The 18125-nt window shown below is 70.5% G+C and carries 14 protein-coding genes; 8 read left to right on the forward strand and 6 right to left on the reverse strand.

Annotation, left to right across the window (positions count from 1 at the left end):
* The first annotated feature begins 9 nt into the window (after positions 1 to 9).
* From ACIBJH_RS40135 to ACIBJH_RS40160, 6 genes are all read left to right on the forward strand, one after another.
* Positions 10 to 1071, forward strand: coding sequence for a GSCFA domain-containing protein (locus tag ACIBJH_RS40135; RefSeq protein WP_399121876.1), 1062 nt, complete (start codon positions 10 to 12; stop codon positions 1069 to 1071).
* Entirely contained in the window at positions 1016 to 1711 is a 696-nt protein-coding gene (locus ACIBJH_RS40140) for a hypothetical protein (protein WP_399121877.1), read from the forward strand. The genes ACIBJH_RS40135 and ACIBJH_RS40140 overlap by 56 nt, the downstream gene beginning before the upstream one ends.
* 38 nt (positions 1712 to 1749) lie before the next feature.
* Positions 1750 to 2628: a TauD/TfdA dioxygenase family protein gene (locus ACIBJH_RS40145; protein ID WP_399121878.1), complete on the forward strand. Its 879-nt coding sequence runs from the start codon at positions 1750 to 1752 to the stop codon at positions 2626 to 2628.
* Between the two features lie 3 nt (positions 2629 to 2631).
* Complete coding sequence (locus ACIBJH_RS40150; RefSeq protein WP_399121879.1) at positions 2632 to 3300, forward strand: hypothetical protein; 669 nt, start codon at positions 2632 to 2634, stop codon at positions 3298 to 3300.
* Between the two features lie 81 nt (positions 3301 to 3381).
* Complete coding sequence (locus ACIBJH_RS40155; RefSeq protein WP_399121880.1) at positions 3382 to 4254, forward strand: LLM class flavin-dependent oxidoreductase; 873 nt, start codon at positions 3382 to 3384, stop codon at positions 4252 to 4254.
* A 73-nt stretch (positions 4255 to 4327) separates the two neighbouring features.
* Entirely contained in the window at positions 4328 to 5101 is a 774-nt protein-coding gene (locus ACIBJH_RS40160; RefSeq protein WP_399121881.1) for a maleylpyruvate isomerase family mycothiol-dependent enzyme, read from the forward strand.
* 18 nt (positions 5102 to 5119) lie between these two features.
* Here ACIBJH_RS40160 and dacB read toward each other — a convergent pair whose 3' ends face one another.
* Together dacB and ACIBJH_RS40170 are read right to left on the reverse strand one after the other, a co-directional pair.
* Complete coding sequence (gene dacB / locus ACIBJH_RS40165; RefSeq protein WP_399121882.1) at positions 5120 to 6439, reverse strand: D-alanyl-D-alanine carboxypeptidase/D-alanyl-D-alanine-endopeptidase; 1320 nt, start codon at positions 6437 to 6439, stop codon at positions 5120 to 5122.
* Positions 6440 to 6580: 141 nt separating this feature from the next.
* A complete protein-coding gene (locus tag ACIBJH_RS40170) occupies positions 6581 to 9550 on the reverse strand; it encodes a SpoIIE family protein phosphatase (protein ID WP_399121883.1) in 2970 nt (989 codons plus the stop codon).
* Between the two features lie 332 nt (positions 9551 to 9882).
* Between ACIBJH_RS40170 and rutA the strand changes: the two genes are divergently transcribed.
* Positions 9883 to 10956, forward strand: a complete 1074-nt coding sequence (rutA, locus tag ACIBJH_RS40175) for a pyrimidine utilization protein A (protein WP_399121884.1) — start codon at positions 9883 to 9885, stop codon at positions 10954 to 10956.
* 87 nt (positions 10957 to 11043) lie between these two features.
* Positions 11044 to 11679, forward strand: a complete 636-nt coding sequence (locus tag ACIBJH_RS40180; RefSeq protein WP_399121885.1) for an isochorismatase family protein — start codon at positions 11044 to 11046, stop codon at positions 11677 to 11679.
* A gap of 16 nt (positions 11680 to 11695) precedes the next feature.
* On the opposite strand, the gene ACIBJH_RS40185 is transcribed toward ACIBJH_RS40180, so the two are convergent.
* From ACIBJH_RS40185 to ACIBJH_RS40200, 4 genes are all read right to left on the reverse strand, one after another.
* Entirely contained in the window at positions 11696 to 12466 is a 771-nt protein-coding gene (locus ACIBJH_RS40185; protein ID WP_399121886.1) for a transglutaminase domain-containing protein, read from the reverse strand.
* Between the two features lie 104 nt (positions 12467 to 12570).
* Positions 12571 to 15447 (reverse strand): glycosyl hydrolase family 95 catalytic domain-containing protein, encoded by a 2877-nt coding sequence (locus ACIBJH_RS40190; protein ID WP_399121887.1) that lies wholly within the window; start codon positions 15445 to 15447, stop codon positions 12571 to 12573.
* Between the two features lie 19 nt (positions 15448 to 15466).
* Positions 15467 to 16393: an ROK family protein gene (locus ACIBJH_RS40195; protein ID WP_399121888.1), complete on the reverse strand. Its 927-nt coding sequence runs from the start codon at positions 16391 to 16393 to the stop codon at positions 15467 to 15469.
* Entirely contained in the window at positions 16390 to 18093 is a 1704-nt protein-coding gene (locus ACIBJH_RS40200) for a class I mannose-6-phosphate isomerase (protein WP_399121889.1), read from the reverse strand. Before ACIBJH_RS40200 ends, ACIBJH_RS40195 begins: the two co-directional genes overlap by 4 nt.
* Positions 18094 to 18125: the final 32 nt, after the last annotated feature.

The following is an 18125-nucleotide window of genomic DNA, read 5'->3' on the forward strand; positions in this document are numbered from 1 at the left end:
GAGGCCACCGTGCAGCACCCCTACTCCCGCCTGCCCGAGCGGTCCTTCTGGCGCACCGCGGTCGCCGAACCCGACCCGCTCGACATCACCGACCTGTGGACGCCGAAGTTCACCATCGGCCAGGACGACCCCGTCGTCACCGCCGGATCCTGCTTCGCCGCCCACATCGGACGGGCCCTCCTGGAGGAGGGCATGCACTGGTACGACGCCGAACCGCCGCCGCCGGGCCTGACCCGCGCGGAGCGGTCGGCGCGCGGCTACCGCCGCTTCTCCTTCCGGACCGGCAACATCTACACCGCCGCCGCACTGCGCCAGTGGATCGCCTGGGCGCTCGACGAGGAGAAGCCGCCCGAGGAGATCTGGGCGGAGGACGGCGCCTTCCACGACCCCTACCGGCCCACCGTCGAACCGGACGGCTTCGCCACGCCCACCGACCTGCTGCGCTCCCGCGCCACCACCCTCGCCGCCGTCCGTACCGCGCTCACCAAGGCCGACGTCCTCGTCTTCACCCTCGGTCTGACCGAGGCCTGGCACGACACCCGCACCGGCACGGTGCTGCCGATGTGCCCCGGAACCGTACGCGGCACCTTCGACCCCGCCCGGCACGTCCTGCGCAACCACACGGTGGCCCAGGTCCACGACGACCTGACGGCCCTGCTCGCCCTGGCCCGCACCGTCAACTCCCGGCTGCGGATGGTCCTCACCGTCTCCCCGGTCCCGCTGACGGCCACCGCCACCGGCCGCCACGCCCTCGTCGCCACCACCCACTCCAAGTCCGTCCTGCGCGCGGCGGCCGGCCAACTCGCCGACGAGCGCGACGACTTCGACTACTTCCCGTCGTACGAGATCGTCACCGGCCACCCCTACCGGGCGGCCTTCTACGAACCCAACCTCCGCACGGTCAGCCCCGACGGGGTGGCCTTCGTGATGCGGCACTTCTTCGAGGCCGTCCAGGGCCGGACCACCACCACGCACATCACCCCCACCCTCGTCGACGGCGGAGAGGACAACCGGTGTGACGACGCAGTGCTCGACTACTACAACCCCCGCCCGCTTCCTGCTGCTCGGTGACTCGCACGCCGGTTGCGTCGGCCGCGCCGCCCAGGCGGCCGAACTGTCTTTCGTGGGAGGCCCGTTGGGATCGGGGCGCGACTTCCTGGGCCCCTTCTTCGACACCGGCACCACCGACCTCACCTTCCGGCAGGCCGAGACCCAGCGGCTGTACCGCGAGTTCCTGGACACCCTCGACGTGCCCGCGCTCGCCGGACTGCGGGTGCCGCTGGTGTGCACCTTCGGCCTGAGCGCCCACACCGTGGCCACCCGGCAGAACTGGGACCTCTACCGCGACCGGCACGGAACCGTCCCCGACACCTTCCTGCGCAGCGGCCTCTTCGCCGACCTGATCCGCGCGACGGTTCGGGGTGCGCTCGCCTTCTACGACCATGCCGCCGCCCTGGGACTGCGCGTACTGGCGCCCCTGCCGCCCCAACGCGTCCCCGGCATGTCCGACCCGGACGTCTTCCTCGCCGCACAGCACATTCTCGTAGCCGAACTCACCGCGAGGGGCGTCGAGTTGGTCGACCTGCGGACCCGCGTCACCGACGAGAGCGGCCTGCAACGCCCCGCCTTCTGCCAGCCGGACGACACGATCCACGGCAACCTCGCCTTCGGCCGCCTCGTCGTGTCCGAACTCCTCGACCGAGGCCTGTGAGCCTCGCCCCTTCTCCACCTACACCAAGGAGGTCCCCCATGGAGGACTACGCGCTCAAGGCCGTCGAGCGGCTCACCACCCGCCCCGCCGAGCCTTACGACACCCTGTCCGTCGAGCCGATCACCCCGCTGCTGGGTGCCGAGGTCACCGGCCTCGACCTGTCCCAGAAGCTGACGCCCCAGCAGGAGAAGGAACTCAAGCACGCGTTCCAGACCCACCACGTGCTGGTCTTCCGCGAGCAGGACATCACCCCCGAGGAACACAAGCGGTTCGCGGGCGTCTTCGGCGAGCTGCACCCCGTCGCCCTCGCGCCCGAGGGATCCGACCCGTACATCCTGGACATCAAGGCGAACAAGGAGTCCCGGGCCGTGGCCGGCAACGGCTGGCACGCCGACGGCACCGCCGACCCCGAACCCTCCCTCGGATCACTGCTCTACATCACCACCATCCCCGAAGGCGGCAGCGGCGGCGACACCGTCTTCGCCAACATGCACCTCGCCTACGAACTGCTCTCACCGGCGATGCGCGGCTTCCTCGACGGCCTCACCGCCCTCCACGACGGCGCCCTGCCCTGGACCGCCGCAGGACAGACCCCGCCGCCCGAGTACGACGTGCCGCGCACCGAACAGCCGGTCGTCGTCCGGCACCCGGAGACCGACCGCAAGCTGCTGTTCGTCAACGCCCCCTACACCTCCCACATCACCCAGCTGTCCCGCCCGGAGAGCGACGCCCTGCTCGACCTGCTGTACGCGCACATGGCCCGCACCCCGCTGCTGCACTGCCGGGTCCGCTGGCAGGAGCGCACCCTTGTGCTCTGGGACAACCGCAGCGTCCAGCACCACGCCGTCTGGGACTACTTCCCGCACACCCGCGAGGGCCGCCGCGTGGCCGTCAACGGCAGTTCCCTGCAGGCCTGAGCGATGCCCACGACCGACATCGCCCCGGTTTGGCTGCGGCACGTCGCCACGGACCTTCAGTTGCAGCTGCCGACGGACGCCCGCGACGACTGGACGGCCCGTCTGCACGGCCTTCTCGACGAAGTCCCGTACAGGGGAGGCCTGTTCGCCGTCCATGTCTGGCAGGCCGGGACGGTTCTGCCGCTCCTCGCGGAGGGGACGCGGGAGGGGGAGGCGGCCGTGTTCGTGGCTCCGGAGGAGCTGCACCGTGCGGCGGCGCACGGCAGGACACCGTCCCAGGACACCTGGAGAACGGCGCTCACCCCGATGCTCCTGCACCTCTACGACGCCGCCTACGACCGGGCCGGCGCGTACACCGAGGCCCACACGGGCGCCCGCGACTACGCGCTGGTCAACGGTTTCTCCGCGACCGAGGCGGACGGATACGGCCACGAGTACGCGCAGTTGAGCAGCGACGCGAATGCGCGGGCCTGCGCCGATGCCCACGCGCAGGCGCTTGGTCCCGCACTGGCACGGGCCTACGCGGACGACGGGTGCGAGGCGTACGCCGACACGTTTCCCGCCGCCCAACTCCGGGCCGTCGTACGGGTCTTGACCGAACGCGGGGGCCCGGCCCCGGCCGCGCGCCTGGCCGAGGGGCTCCTCTCGGCGCTGGCGACATCGCGACCGTAGACACTCGGGGCGGCGATCGCGGAGAGTGTTGATTCGCAGGCGAGATCGGCGGCGCGCCACGACCGGAAGAGGCCATACCTCATGACACAGCTTCGGATCGGTGTGATGTACAACCGCGACTGGGCTCCGGAGGAGTTGCCCGGATTCGCGCGGCAGGTCGAGAACCTCGGCGTGGACGATCTCTGGGTGGTCGAGGATCTGGGGTGGAACGCGGGCGTGTCGGCCGCCGCCATCGCGCTGGGAGCCACACAGCGGCTGCGGGTGGGCATCGGGATCATGCCGGCCCCGTTGCGCAGTCCGGCACTGCTGGCGATGGAGGTGGCCACGGTGGCGCGGGTGTTCCCCGGCCGGCTCGTCGCCGGGATAGGGCACGGGGTGGCCGAATGGATGGCCGACGTCGACGCGGTCGCGCGATCACCGCTCGCTCTGCTGGAGGAGACGATCAGCTCCGTGCGCGCCCTGCTCCGTGGGGAGCGCGTCGTCATGGAGGGGCGGGAAGTACGGCTGGCCGGCGTCCAGTTGGTCCATCCGCCGACGGAGGTGCCGCCAGTGGTCGCGGGTGTGGTGCGGCCCCGCTCGCTGGAGCTGTCCGGGCGAGTCGCGGACGGGACGGTGATCGCCGAGGGGCACGGCCCGTCCGATGTCAGGAGCTCCCGGGCGTCGGTCGACAAGGGCGGTGCCTCCGCGGACCACACCATGACGGTGTTCGCCTTCTGCTGCGTGGGGGACAGTGCCGATCAGGTGCAGCGTGAGCTGCGGCCGCATGTCGACGGCCACGGCGCCTGGCTCGGCCGCCCTGCGGAGCAGGTGTACACCGTCTCCGGCACGGCGGAACAGGCCGCCGAACGCGTCCGCGAACTGGAAGCGGCCGGAGCGCACACGGTGGTGCTGCGCATGATCGGCCCTGAGCCGGTGGCACGGCTGGGGGATCTGCTGACGGCCCTCGGCCGCTGACTTCGGTGGCAGTGAGTCGATCATTCCGGTCCGGCACTGGACACCGCGGCCCGCTCCCTACACGATCCCGTGCATGACAGTCGAGGACGCCATCACCGCCACCGCCGACCGGATCGCCGCGCTGCTCCCGGCGGAGACCGACCCGGAGACACCGCTGCCGGGCGCCGAGTGGACGGTGGGCGAGGCGGCGGCGCACCTCGCGCTGGCGGGGAAGCTGATGCGGGACATCGGGGCGGGCAAGACACGGCCCTACGGCGACGGGACGCCCAGTGGGCTCGCGGCGGCCAACAGGGCCTCCCTGGCCGCCTTCCCGGAGCGGGATCCGGTGGTTCTCGGCACGGTGATAGCGGAGCAGGCCCGGGCCTTCGTCACGGCCGCCGCGGGCCGCTCCCCGCAGGAGCAGGTGCTGACACCGATGGGGCCGATGGACCTGGCCACCCTGGGCTCGTACCTGCTCACGCATCTGCTCGGGCACGGCTACGACATCGCGGTCGCGCTGCGTCGGCCGCACATGGTGAGCCGGGAGGTCGCCCCGTTCACGCTGCCCTTCATACGGCTCGCCATGCCCCGCGTCGTGAGCGCCGGCGCGGTCGGTCACCACGCGTGTTACGTGGTGCGGACCGGCCGCGACCGCTTCGCCGTCACCTTCGCCGACGGCGTTCCCACGGTCAGCGACGAGCCGCCCCGGCGGCCCGACTGCACGATCGCCATCGACCCCGTCGCCTTCCTCCTGCTCGCCCTCGGCCGCTGGAGCGCCCCCGCCACCATGGCCCGCGCCAAGGTGATCGTCTGGGGCCGCAAACCGTGGCTCGGGCCGCGCTTCCCGGCGCTCTTCACGGCGCCGTAGCCGACGGCCCGAACGCCCTTATGCCCAGCAGCCGTTGACGGTGGCGGCGAGGCCGTCGAGGGCGTCCTTCGTGGCGGCGGGGTCGGCGGTGGAGTTGTTCTCGATGAACGAGAAGATCTTCCAGGATCCGTCCGCAGCCTTCGTCAGTCCGCTCAGCGCGATCGCACCGGTGAGCGTGCCCGTCTTGGCCATCACCTTGCCGACCGCGCACTGCGAGTCGGCGGTGTCGAACCGGCCCCACTCGGGTCCCAGCGTCGAGCCGGCCTCGCCCGCGACGGGCAGTCCGTCGATGATGTACTTCAGCGTCGGGGCGTTGGCCGGGTCGTCGGCCAGGTCGAGGATGTCGGCGATGGTCTGCGCCGGGATACGGTTGGAACGGGACAGCCCGCTGCCGTCGTGGATCTCGAAGTTGGTCAGCGAGATGCCGTACTGCGTGAGGATCTGGCGGACGACCGCCGTGCCGTCCTCGAAGGTGGCCGGGCGGCCGGAGGCGAGCGCCGTCATCCGGAGCAGGGTCTCGGCAATATCGTTGTCACTCACCTTGAGCATGTGCTCCACGATGGTGGACAGCGCAGCGGACTGGTGCTGCGCCACGGGGACGGCTCCGGTGCCCGCGACGCCGTGCGTGACACTGCCGGTGACCGTGACACCCTGCGCCGCGAGGAGCTTCGCGAAGGTCTGGCCTGCGTCCAGGGACGTGTCCGTCACGTGGTGGCCGTCGACCACCAACGCCCGTACGGGAGCGATGGAGTCGGGGTAGTAGCCGTCGTTCCAGCCGACGGCGAGGGAGGGCGCGGGGAAGAGGCTGTCGTCGACCTGGACCTTCACCGAGGTCAGGCCCGCGCTCTTCAGGCCCGCGACGACGGTCGTGACCATCGTGCTCAGATCGGCGGAGGTGAGTGTGCGGTCCCCGCCCCCGACCAGGGTGACCGTGCCGGCGTCGTAGACGACCTTCGTGGTGAAGCGGTGATCGGGGCCGAGGACCGTGAGCGCGGCCGTCGAGGTGGCGAGTTTGGTGTTGGACGCCGGCATCAGCGCGGTGGTCGCGGCATGGCCCCACACGACGTTGTCGGACTGCGCGTCGATGACCACACCGCTGAGCGTGGTGCCCAGTCGGGTGTCCTGGATGCGGGTGTCGAGATTGGTCGCCATCTGCTGCTCGGCGGGGTCGAGCGTGGCGGCGGTCTGCCCGGCGGCGAACGCGGACGTGCCGAACAGGATCGTCCCGGCGACGGGGGCGGTCACCGCGATGACGGCGACCCTGCGGAACATCGGACCGGCCGTTCTGCTCTTGCGGTGGCGTCCGCTCGCGTGGTCGGTGGAGGGGGAGTTGGGCATGGCCGCCTCGGTGCAGGGGAGTGTGAGTGGGGACGTACGAAAGATCCGGGGATCTTGAAAGGGGAAAGTAACAGCCCCAACTCACGTTACCCATGGGTACGTTGTGAAGAACGGGAGCCTGGCTGATTTGCGCCGGTGCCGTCAGTCCTCGTCGTCCCCGAAGGGCAGCGAGTCGAGGTCCCCGGCGAAGTCCTCAAGGCTCGGGAACATCAACTCCAGGGCGTCGTCCGGCAGTTCCTGCCGGGCGCCCGAAGCGGTCAGCGCCTGCTCCGTCCAGATGCACTTGCCCGTAGACGTATAGCGCGTGCCCCAGCGCTGGGTGAGAGCGGTGATCAGCTGCAGGCCACGCCCGCCCTCGTCGGTGTCCGTGGCGCGGCGGATGCGCGGCATCGTCAGGCTGCCGTCGAAGACCTCGCAGATCAGCTCGGCGCCGTGCAGGAGGCGCAGGCTGACCGGGCCCTTGGCATGGCGCACCACATTGCCCACCAGCTCACTGGCCAGGAGTTCCGTGGTCGGGGCCAGGTCCTCCAGACCCCAGGTGCTCAGCTGCTCCCGCACATGACGGCGGGCCTGCCCGGCCGCTCGCGGATCCTCGGGCAGCGACCAGGACGCGATCTTGTCGGGGGTCAGGGCGTGCAGCCGGGCGACGAGGAGAGCGGCGTCGTCGGCCGTCGGGTGCTCGGCGGGGAGCAGGCCGGCCGTGAGGGTGTCGCACAGCCGCTCAAGGCCCGCTCGCCCCAGGTCAGCCTCCCCGCCGGACCGGTGCGCCGCGCTCAGCAGCCGCGCCAGATCCGCCATGCCCTCGTCCATCTCACGCTTCGCCGACTCCACCAGACCGTCGGTGTAGAGGACCAGCAGACTTCCCTCCGGCACCTTCAACTCCACTGTCTCGAACGGCGGTTCCGCCGCGCCGAGCGGCGGGTCGGCCGACAGTTCCGGGAAGTGCACCGTGCCGTCCGGGTGGACCACGGCCGGCGGCGGATGACCGGCCGCGGCGATGGAACAGATCTGGGTCGTCGAGTCGTAGAGCGCGTACAGACAGGTCACGTACGACTCCTCGCCCATCCCGGCGACGAGTTCGTTCAGATGGCTCATGATCTCGTCGGGCGGCAGCTCCAGGTCGGCGAGGGTGTGCAGCGCGGTGCGCAGCCGGCCCATCGTCGCCGCCTCCGGCAGACCGTGGCCCATCACATCGCCCACCACCAGCGCCACCTGGCCGCCCGACAGCGGGATGATGTCGTACCAGTCGCCGCCCACGTCCATGCCCTGGCCCGCCGGGAGATAGCGGGCGGCGGCCGTGCACGCCGGCAGCTCGGGCAGCGCCCGGGGGAGCAGACTGCGCTGCAGTTCGCGGGAACGGTCGTGCTCGGCGTCGTAGAGGCGGGCTCGTTCCAGGGCCTGGGCGACGAGGGCGCAGATCGTGGCGAGGAGGGTGCGCTCCTCGTCGGTGAGCCGGCGGGGGTGGTCGAAGGCCACGACGCAGACGCCGAAGGTGTGCCCGGACGCCGTCAGCGGAAGGAACGCCCACGCCTGCTTCTGGGCCCTGGCCGGTCTGGCGGCCAGCTCGGGGTAGCGGGCCGCGTACTCCCCGACCGAGGAGAGGAACAGCGGCACGCCGGACGCGATCACGTCCCAGGACGGCTCGCCGGGGGTCCGGGCGTTGCCGTCGACGACGCCGAGGAACTCCTCCGGGTAGCCGTCCGCTCCCACGGTGTGCAGCCGGTCGCCCTCGATGGCCTGTACCAGAAGTCCGGTGGCGGCGAACGGCGGCAGCACCCGGCGGGCGACCGCGGCCACCACGTCCTGCGAGGTCGTCGCCTTGGCGAGGGCGGCCGTCAGCTCCCCGATCCGGGCCGCGCGCCGGGCCGCCGCCAGCTCGGACGCCCTGCGCTCCTCCTCGTGCTGGCGCTTCTCCGTGACGTCGGTGAGATAGAGGGTGACTCCGTCGGGCCCCGGAACCAGCCGCAGGTGGTGACGGCGGCCGGTGCCCTCCAACTGGGCGTCGAAGCCGACCGGCGTCTCCTCGGCCGCGGCCTTGCGGCAGCGGTCCTCCAGGCCCGGGACATTCCGCACCGTGGGCAGCTCCCACAGGAGGCGCCCGAACAGCTCCTCCTCGGACAGGCCCAGCGTGCGCTCCGCCTCCAGGTTGGCGAAGGTGATCCGCCAGTCGTCGTCCACCGCGAGAAAGCCGTCACTCATATGGCGCAGGGCCCGGCTGAGGGAGTCCCGGGCGGACCGGGACTCGTCGCTCTCCCAGCCCACGCCGATCATCCGCAGGGGCTCGCCCTGTTCGTCGTAGGTCGCCCGGCCACGGGCCCGGGTCCAGCCGTAGGTGCCGTCCAGGCGGCGCACCCGGTACTCGGCCTCGAACACGTCGTGCTCGCGGATCGCCCGGTCCACCGCGTCCAGCGTCGGCGGCAGGTCGTCGGGATGGACGCACACCATCCAGTTCTCGACCCTCGCCGTGTAGTCCTCGGGGCGTGTGCCGTAGAGCTCCAGGGCCGCCTCGTCCCAGATCAGCTCGCCGCCCTGGATGTCCCAGTCCCACGAACCGACGCTGACCTGCTTCAGCGCCTGCCGCAGCCGGTCACGGTGGCCGGCCGGCTCCGCCGTGGAGGGGCCGGAGGGCGGCGGCGCCTGGCTCATCCGCTCCTCGGTCCAGGCGACCAGGTCCCGGAGAAAGGCCCACTGCCGCGGTGTGGGCTCACCCTGCTCGCCCATCAGAACCGTCAGCGCGCCGATGCTGCGGTCCCCGCCGGACACCGGTACGGCGGCCAGACCGGTGCCGGGCCACGGGAGCTTCTGGCCCGCGGACCCGCTCACGCACGTGGGCTCCGCCGGAACCCACGGAACCCATACACCACTGCCCTGGTGCAGCGCCCTGGCCGGGGCCGTCGGCCCCTCCTGGTCGATGATCTCCCACGGGCGGGTCAGGGCGGGAGGCAGACCGGTCGACGACACCAGCCGCAGCGCGGACATCGGGCCACGCAGATGAATCGCTCCACCAAGGGCTCCCAGCTCGCCCACCGCATGCTGCAGTGCGAGCCGGAAGACTTCGCTCTCGGTGACGCCGGGGTCCACAGTGCCGAGCAGAGCCAGACGTGCGTTCATACCGTAAATTTTACCGTTCCCGCCTCACATGACACTGTCTCCGCAGGACTCCCACCCTTGGCTCAAGCTGTCGCGCAAGGCTCTCAACAGCCAGCATTCCAGGCCGAGTTGCATCGGAGTTCCGCCGACGTTCCCTCGGGTGACAATACTCGGCATCCGGGGCACCCGCGCCCTGTGCGACAACAGGGACCGCAGACATCGCGCAGTTCACGGAAGGGGTGGGGAGCGGTAACGGCCGACGACTACCTTTGTGGTCGTCCCGGAAACCCTTGATCATGCCCGCGCGTTGTCACCCCGTCAGGCTCACCGCCCACCCGCCAACGAGGAGCGGCATGGACATCGGCGTATTCATCCCCATCGGCAACAATGGCTGGCTCATATCGAAGAGCGCGCCCCAGTACCTACCGAGCTTCGAGCTGAACAAGGCCATCGTGCAGAAGGCCGAGGAGCACGGGCTCGACTTCGCGCTGTCGATGATCAAGCTCAAGGGATTCGGCGGCGAGACGGAGTTCTGGGACCACAACCTGGAGTCGTTCACCCTGATGGCGGGCCTGGCCGCCGTCACGGAGCGGATCAAGCTGTACGCCTCCACCCCCATCCTGGTGCTGCCCCCGGCGATCGTCGCCCGCATGGCCACGACGATCGACTCCATCGCCCCCGGCCGCTTCGGCATCAACATCGTCACCGGCTGGGCACCCGGCGAGTACTCCCAGATGGACCTGTGGCCCGGCGACGAACACTTCGGCAACCGCTACGCCCGCGCCGCCGAGTACGTCACCGTGATGAAGGAGCTGTGGAGCGAGGGCGTCAGCAACTTCAAGGGCGAGTTCTACGAGATGGACGACTGCGTGCTGTCCCCGCGCCCCGCGGACGGTCACATCGACATCGTCGCCGCCGGGCAGAGCACCACCGGGATCCGGTTCGCCGCCGAGCACGCCGAGTACAACTTCATCCTGGGCAGCGGCGTCAACACCCCCCTCGCGCTGTCGGGCACCACGGCCACGCTCGTCGAAGCGGCCGAGGAGACCGGCCGTGACGTGGGCGCGCTCTCCCTCTTCATGGTCATCGCCGACGAGACCGACGAGGCCGCCCACGCCAAGTGGCAGGACTACCACGACAACGCCGACCACGCGGCGCTGGCGTACATGGCGGGGGAGACGGCCACCGACACGACCTCCGACGGCACCTCGACCGCCCGGACCATCGCGCTGCCCGAGGGTGCGGTGAACTTCAACATGGGCACACTGGTCGGGTCGTACGAGACCGTCGCGAAACTGCTCGACGAGGTCGCCGAGGTCGAGGGAACCAAGGGCATCATGCTCGTCTTCGACGACTTCCTCGAAGGCCTGGAGAACTTCGGTACCCGCATCCAGCCGTTGATGAAGTCCCGGGCACAGTCCCGCTGACCCCTTTCCACGCGAAGGCGGCCCCGGAGGGCCGGACACCCCCACTGTCCGACCGCTCCGGACCGCCAGGACAGGAAGGACGCCGCCATGACCCGTCGTTCCCGACAGGAGGAGGACTACGAGCGCGCCGGGCTCGACGGGCGGCTCAGCCCCGGCACCTCCCCGGCGCTGATCCTGGTGGACCCCGCCCGCGCCTACGTCGACCCCGACTGCCCGCTCTACGCCGGCGTCGAACCGGCGGCCGACGCGATGAGGACCTTGCTGGCCGACGCGCGCCGCGCCGGGATTCCGGTCGTCGTCACCCGGGTGCTGCTGAGGGCGGACGGCAGCGACGGCGGGGTCTTCTTACGCAAGGTGCCGAGCCTGCGGGTATTCGTCGAAGGGAGCCCCTTCGGCGAGTTCATCGACGGACTGGCCCCGATCGCGGGCGAACTGACCATCACGAAGCAATGCCCGAGCGCCTTCTTCGAAACCGGGCTGGCCGAGCATCTCACCGCCGCCCGCATCGACACGGTCCTCATCGGGGGACTCTCGACGAGCGGCTGCGTCCGCGCCACCGCCCTCGACGCCATGCAGCACGGATTCGTCCCGATCGTGGTCGAGGAGGCGGTCGGCGACCGGGATCCCGACATCCACGCGGCGAATCTCTTCGACATCGCGCACAAGATCGGTGAGGTCTGGCCGATCGGGCGCGTCCAGAAGTACCTGGAGCCGTTCGGCTGACAGCGGCGTCGGACGGCTACGCCGCCCGGTGCCGCCCCATGACGGGCTCGGCCAGCACCCTCGCCACCGGGCACAGGGTCTGACCGTGCCGCGCGAAGAGTTCGTCGCGCGAGTCGAAGCGGCCCAGATCCGCCACGACGTAGGCCGAGAGGTCGCACCCGGCGCCCCCCGTCGGGCAGAGCGTCGTCGCACCGTCCCAGTCGACCGCCGTTCGGGACAGCGCCTCGAAGAGCGTCTCCGAGCCGGAGTTGGTGAAACCGGCGGCGCCACCGTCGCTCAACTCCCCAAGGCTGCCGAAGAGTTCGGACACCGCCAACCAAGAGGTGGACGGCGCCTCGTCAAGACGGAATTCCGGCCAGGCCAGCAGCACCCGGTCCGGGACGATCCGGCGCAACCGGGGAAAGCGCGGATACCAGAACGTCCCGTCCACCAGCAGACCGCGCACCCGGGTGGCCGTCCCGGTGGCCCGCGCCACGGCTTCGAGTACGGCGAGCCGCTGGCTGCACGAGCCACGGCCGCGGCGCAGCACCTCGGACACCGGTCGCTCGTCCTGCACCGAGTACACCGGCCGTACCGCTTCGGTGATCCGGCGGTGGGCCAGGCGGAGGGTCTCGATCCGGCGGACGGGGCCCGTGTCCCCCGTCGCGTCGAGCCCGTCGAGCAGCGGGGCCACGAGCGGATCCCGCCAGTCGAGGATCCGTGTCGGGGCCGTGCTCCCCGTCGCTGCCGCACCGCCGGTCGCGCCGACACGGGAACGCCTTCGCGGTGTGAGCAGAGAACTGGTCATGATCGTGGTCCTCTCGTCGGACGGCCCCGACGGTCTGGGCTGCCCGACGGGAGGACCATCATGATGGATAAGTTGAACGCGTTCAACTCTGTGGGTGTTGCACGTCAGCCGATGTGCAGGTCGTCGACATAGCCGCGGTAGCCACCCGTGGCCCCCGAGCGGTCGAAGCCCAGGAGCACCTTGCTGATCGACCGACCCGCCCTGACCGCGCCGAGGTTCACCGTCACCTGGTTCCAGGTGTCCAGGGTCAGGTGCCCGCACTGCCGGGCCGGATGGACCCCGTTGCCGGACTGGTCGGTGGCGCCCGAGTCCCTCAGGTTGCTGCCGTCGGTGAAGACCAGGTCGACGGCGACGCAGGTGCTGTTGTCGGAACCGGCGTCCACCCAGGGGGTGGTGGCATTGGACTGCGGGAAGATCCAGTAGCTGAGCGTGGTGTCGCCGCGGACGGTGAGCGGCGCGCCGTTGAAGCCGTAGACCTGCATGTACGCGTGGTCGTACGGACCGCCGTCGGCACGGCCCGAGTACATCAACGACGTGTCACCGGTGTGGGCCTGTTCACCGGTGCGCAGGGTGGCCTGGGGACCGGTGAGACCGCAGCACAGGCCGGCGATGCCGTAGTTGCCGTCGCCGTGGGTGTCGACGTTGTCGACGGTGTCGGTCCAGGTCGGCTGGGGCTGTCCGGTCTCGAAGCCCGTGGTGAGCGCGGACGTTGTCGCGGACTCGGCCGGCTGGGACAGCTCGTGCCGGATGGTGGCCTCGCTGGTACCCGCCGGCGCGAAGTCGATCGTCTCGCCAACTGTGGTGCGCAGCTTGAGGGTTGTGCCCGAGAGGGTGCCCTTGTGGACGCCGTTCGCGTAGTACTCCACGGACTTGCCGGGCCAGGGGTTGGTGAAGGCGAGGTCGCCGCCGGACCTGCTGGTGATCCGGGCGTACTCGATCGCGTTGTTCCGGATGCTGCTGGACACCTCGAAGTTGCCGTAGGCGAGCAGGCCGCCGAACTTGGCGTTGGAGTCGGTGGGCCAGTTCGGGAAGACCTTGATGTCGTGCTGGGCGGACTGCAGGAGCATCTCGTCGAGCCCCGAGGTGGTGACGTTGAGGTTCTCGATGCCGCCGCCGTAGTGGTGCACCGCCATGTTCGGGTAGGAGTAGGCGGTGGCCTCGGAGTGCAACTCCTCCATCAGGGTGCTGGGGCTGTAGCCGACCATCGCCGCCGCCGCGTACAGGGTGGCCGGGGAGTTGTCGCTGTGCCAGTTGTTCAGCTGCTCGACGGTGTTGCGCGCGGTCGCGAGCAGGTCGGCGGAGCTGTTCAACCCCACTTGCAGGCCCGGGTAGACGGCCTGAATGGCGACGTCGTTGCCGTCGGTGACCCAGCCGGAGCCCTCGGAGGTCTGCCGGAAGACGGTCCGGCCGTTCCGTGTCATCGTGGGCAGCGGCGCGAGGTGGCTGTCGATGTGCTGCCAGGCGGGGATCTGTGAGGCGTTGATGTGCAGGTCCTGGCTCATGTCGATCAGGCCCTGGAACAGCAGGTGCACCAGGCCGAGGGACAGGATGCTGTTGGTCTGCGGGTAGACGCCGCCCTCCTGCGGGGCGTCGTTCTCGATGATGTACGTGCCCGTGGCCGCGTCCCAGGTCAGGTAGTCCTGCCAGAACAGTCCGACCTGCTGGAGGTAGGGGAGGACCTTGCGCGCGTAGGAGGCGCTGCGCGTGTACTCGTACTTCATCACCATGTCGCTGGCGAAGTTCACCGCGTCGGACTTCTGGTTGTACAGGTCGTCCGCCGCACTGGTGCCGTTGGGCGAGATGCCCACGGGATAGAGGACACCCTTGTAGCCGGCCGCAGCGGCCTTCGCCTTGCCTCTCGGCATCCAGTCCAGGATCGGGTCGTCGTAATTGCCCATCTGGGCAACGTGGTTGGTGGACAACGTCGGGTAGAACGCCGCCTCGTAGTTGTAGTTGGCGTGGTAGTCGCCGTACCAATTCATGGGCCCGGTGGTCCAGTTGCCCCACAGGCCCGGGGCGTACTTCCCGGCCCGCGAGACCGAGCCGAGGAGATAGAGGGAGCCGTACCAGCTCTTCTCCACCGCCTGGTCGGGGATCTGTACGAACGACCGGGACCAGTAGGCGCGCCACCATGACTCGTGGGCCGAGTACAGCTTCGCCAGTGTGCCGTCGGTGAGTTGGGCGGCCGTCGTATGGGCGACCTCCTGATAGCGAGGCGTGTCGTGACTGCTCTGTATCGCCGCGACGAGGGTGTAGGTCACGCCGGGCTTGAGGGTGAGGCTGATCCGGTTGCCCGCCGGTTTCGCGGTCGTGCCGCGCACGCTGGTCGCGATACGGGCGTGCGGGTTGCCGGGCGCGTCGGTGGTGCCTGCCTGTACGTCGGCGTCAAGTACGCCCTTGTTACTGGAAGTTGACGGAGTCTTCCCGAGACCGTCCTGCACGGTGACGGTCGCGTCCTGTGCGCGCGAGCCGGACAGCCGCAGGGTGGTCACGAAGAGATTCTCGGTGGCGGAGACCCAACTCCTCGACGAGAGCGTCTGGTTGCCGAGGGTGTAGGTGCCCTCGACCTGTGCCTGGGCGATGTTCTGTACGACGTGATGGCCGGCGCCGGCCAGCCCCGGGACGGCGAGCACGATCCGGCCCAGCGGTTCGATGCCGTTGGTCGCGGTGGAGAAGAAGTCGTTCTTGCCGAGGTAGAAGGTCTGGTCGTCGATGGAGCCGCCCACCGCGACACCGACGTCACCGTTGCCCATGAGCGGGGCGTCGACGGTCTCGCCGTTCGACAGGACGGTGGGCGGGGAGTCCCACTCGCCCTTGAACTGCGCGACGGTGCGCAGGGCTTGGGCCGTGGTGGGATCGGCGCCGGTCTGTACGGCGGCCGTCGCGGACGGGCCGCCTTGGAGAGTGGTCAGGCCGATGGCCACCAGGGCCGAGGCCAGCAGAGCGCTGATGCGTCTCCGGTTGCGAAGTGAGGATGCCACTACGGTGTGACCTTTCTGCTCATCCTTCACGAGGGTCCTCACCGCACGCCGAGGCCAGGTAGGCCGCGCCGAGCAGGGGGGCTTGAGTCGGTTGCTGCGCCGGGCTGATGAGGATGCGTCGGTTGCGTTCCGGGTCGGCTTCGACGAGCCCCGCCCGCAGTGGTTCGGCCACGAGGTCCCAGGCGCCCGCGATGGCGCCCCCGACCACGAGAACGGTCGGTTCGAAGGCGGCGAGCGAGGGGCCCAGCACCCTTCCCAAGGCGGTGAACGTCTCGGCGAACACATCGGCCGCCGCTGCGTCGCCCTCCCGGGCCCGCCGGGCGATCTCCCGCACGTCGGGCGGCGTGGCACCGGTGGCCCGCGCGTAGACCCGTCGCAGGGCACGCCTGGACACCGTCTCCTCGACCGGCCCGCCCGCGTACCGCAAGGTGTGGACGCGGCCCTCGGGCGGGATCCCGGGCCCCTGCCGCACGATGCGGCCGTCCCGCAGGAAGCAGGAGCCCACGCCGGTTCCGAGGGTGATCCCGACGACGGACCGGTGCCCGCGCGCCGCCCCGGCCCACCACTCGCCGAGCACGAACGCGTCCGCGTCGTTCCAGAAACTGACCGCGGTGGCGCCGGGCAGCGCGACCGTCAGGGCGGTACGGAGATCGAAGTCCCGCAGGGCGTCGAACTTGCCCACCCCTTCGTACCGCCCGAACCCGCGCTCGTAGTCGAAGGGACCGGGCAGCGCCACGGCCCACGGCCCCGAGCCGTCGGTGGCCAGGCGCCTCGCGCACCGGACGAGGGCGGACAGTATCTCGTCGGCACTTCCGTCCCCGTCCATCGGTTCACGGAACGACCGGCCGGACCGCAGACCACGCGTCCCGATGTCCACACACGCCGAGGTCACATGCGTACCGCCGACCTCCAGCACCGGCACGACACTCCCGTCGCCGGGACTCATCGCACCAGCGCCTTCACACAGCGCACCGGTTCCGCGCCGAGGGCCCGCACCCGGTAGGCGCCGACCGAGGCGGGCACGGTCAGCGTCTCGGCGTAGGCCAGCTCGTAGGAGTGTCCGCCGCTCGTCTCCAGGAGGATGCCGTCCCCCTCGACGACATTGAGGACGTGGAAACGATCGTCCGTGTCGTCGTTCACGACGGTGTCCGGGGTCAGTTCGAGCCGCCGGACCTCGAAGAACATCTCCGGGAGCCGCCCGATGACGTCCTCCCGCCAGCCCGCGCCCGAGCGCAGGGTGCGAGGCTGCTGGACCAGGTCCCGCGCCACGGCCTCTCCCGACCGGTCGGGATCGAGGTTCTCGAAGGCGTGGTCCACGTGCACCGGCCGCCGCTTCCCCGCGCGGTCGGTGCGCAGCCAGTCGTAGAAGCGAAGGCTGTAGAGGTAGGGCGTCGCGCTGATTTCGAGTACGACATTGCCCTCGCCGCTGCCGTGCGGGGTGCCGCCCGGGATGAGGAAGAGCTGGTGCGGGTCGGCGGGGAAGGTCTGGACGTGGCGCTCGATGTCGAACGGCACGCCGTCGTGGAACGCCCGGTCCGCCTCGCTCCTGAAGGCCGCCAGGTCGGCGCCCTCGCGCAGGCCGAGGAAGACCTTGCCTCCGGGCCCGCCGAGCATCATGTAGTACGTCTCGTGCTGGGTGTACGGCCACCCGAACACCCGCCGCATGTAGCCGGATTGGGGGTGGCAGTGGACGGACAGGTTGCCGCCGCCGACGGTGTCGAGATAGTCGAAGCGGATCGGGAACGAGGTGCCGAACGTCGCGTGCACGCCTTCGCCGAGGACCTGTTCGGGGTACAGCGCGACCAGTGCCTGGAGCGGGACCTCGACGCGCGGGCCGTCCGGGGTGCCGACGAGGATGCCGCTCTCCGGTGCGATGAGTTCGTAGCCGAGCGCGGTGTTGGGCGCCTCGCGGTTGAAGCCGAGCTGTTCCTGGGCCCAATGCCCGCCCCATGAAGTGGTGTTGAAGGTGGGCCGGGTACGGAACGGCCGCCCCGCCAGGCCGGCGAGCGCCTCGCGCAGCGCGGGGCCCGCCAACCAGGCCGGATTCTGCGGTAGTTGGGTGTCCAGCCACAGGTCGACACGGCCGACGAGCGTGTCGCGATGCCGGTCCAGGACGGGCCAGTCGATGTAGAACAGCCGTCTGGTCGTGCCCGCCCCGGTCCCGGCCGGCTGCCCCAGATTGCGGCCGCTCCCACCGGTGATCCCGGCCTCGGCATGGCGTTTGGGCAGGTCCGCGTACCAGAGCAGGTCGTACGACACCAGGCCCGCGCCCGGCCCGAAGACGACGGTGACGGAGTCGGCGCGGGCCTCGGGCGCGGGCAGTTCGGCGAAGAAGTCGGCCATGCCCGCCCGGGACAAGGGGGCGAAGTCCGGGTCGTCCGCCAGCTCCGCGGACGCGGTGAGGGCGAGGATGTCCGGCCAAGGGGCGAAGTACTCGCGCAGGTCGATCTGCTTGGCCGTGATGCCGCGGGCGGCCAGCGCGTCGCGGACACCGGCGGCGACCGTCTCCCAGTCGACGGCCACCGGACCGTCGACGGCGAGGACCAGCCCGGGCGTGAGTGGGGCGACCGCCTCCAAGTACCCGAGACCGACCTCTCCTGTGATGCTGTGGCACGGCTCGGCTTCGTAGCCGCGAACTGCCGGCATGACGGTCTCAGCCTTTCTGTGGGTACGGTCCT

The sequence above is a fragment of the Streptomyces sp. NPDC050548 genome, from assembly GCF_044457385.1.
Lineage (GTDB): Bacteria > Actinomycetota > Actinomycetes > Streptomycetales > Streptomycetaceae > Streptomyces.

Coding starts and splice junctions, on each gene's coding strand:
- ACIBJH_RS40145 (WP_399121878.1), top strand. CDS start 1,750: ATGGAGGACTACGCGCTCAAGGCCGTCGAGCGGCTCACCACCCGCCCC.
- ACIBJH_RS40150 (WP_399121879.1), top strand. CDS start 2,632: ATGCCCACGACCGACATCGCCCCGGTTTGGCTGCGGCACGTCGCCACG.
- ACIBJH_RS40155 (WP_399121880.1), top strand. CDS start 3,382: ATGACACAGCTTCGGATCGGTGTGATGTACAACCGCGACTGGGCTCCG.
- ACIBJH_RS40160 (WP_399121881.1), top strand. CDS start 4,328: ATGACAGTCGAGGACGCCATCACCGCCACCGCCGACCGGATCGCCGCG.
- dacB (WP_399121882.1), bottom strand. CDS start 6,439: ATGCCCAACTCCCCCTCCACCGACCACGCGAGCGGACGCCACCGCAAG.
- ACIBJH_RS40170 (WP_399121883.1), bottom strand. CDS start 9,550: ATGAACGCACGTCTGGCTCTGCTCGGCACTGTGGACCCCGGCGTCACC.
- rutA (WP_399121884.1), top strand. CDS start 9,883: ATGGACATCGGCGTATTCATCCCCATCGGCAACAATGGCTGGCTCATA.
- ACIBJH_RS40180 (WP_399121885.1), top strand. CDS start 11,044: ATGACCCGTCGTTCCCGACAGGAGGAGGACTACGAGCGCGCCGGGCTC.
- ACIBJH_RS40185 (WP_399121886.1), bottom strand. CDS start 12,466: ATGACCAGTTCTCTGCTCACACCGCGAAGGCGTTCCCGTGTCGGCGCG.
- ACIBJH_RS40195 (WP_399121888.1), bottom strand. CDS start 16,393: ATGAGTCCCGGCGACGGGAGTGTCGTGCCGGTGCTGGAGGTCGGCGGT.
- ACIBJH_RS40200 (WP_399121889.1), bottom strand. CDS start 18,093: ATGCCGGCAGTTCGCGGCTACGAAGCCGAGCCGTGCCACAGCATCACA.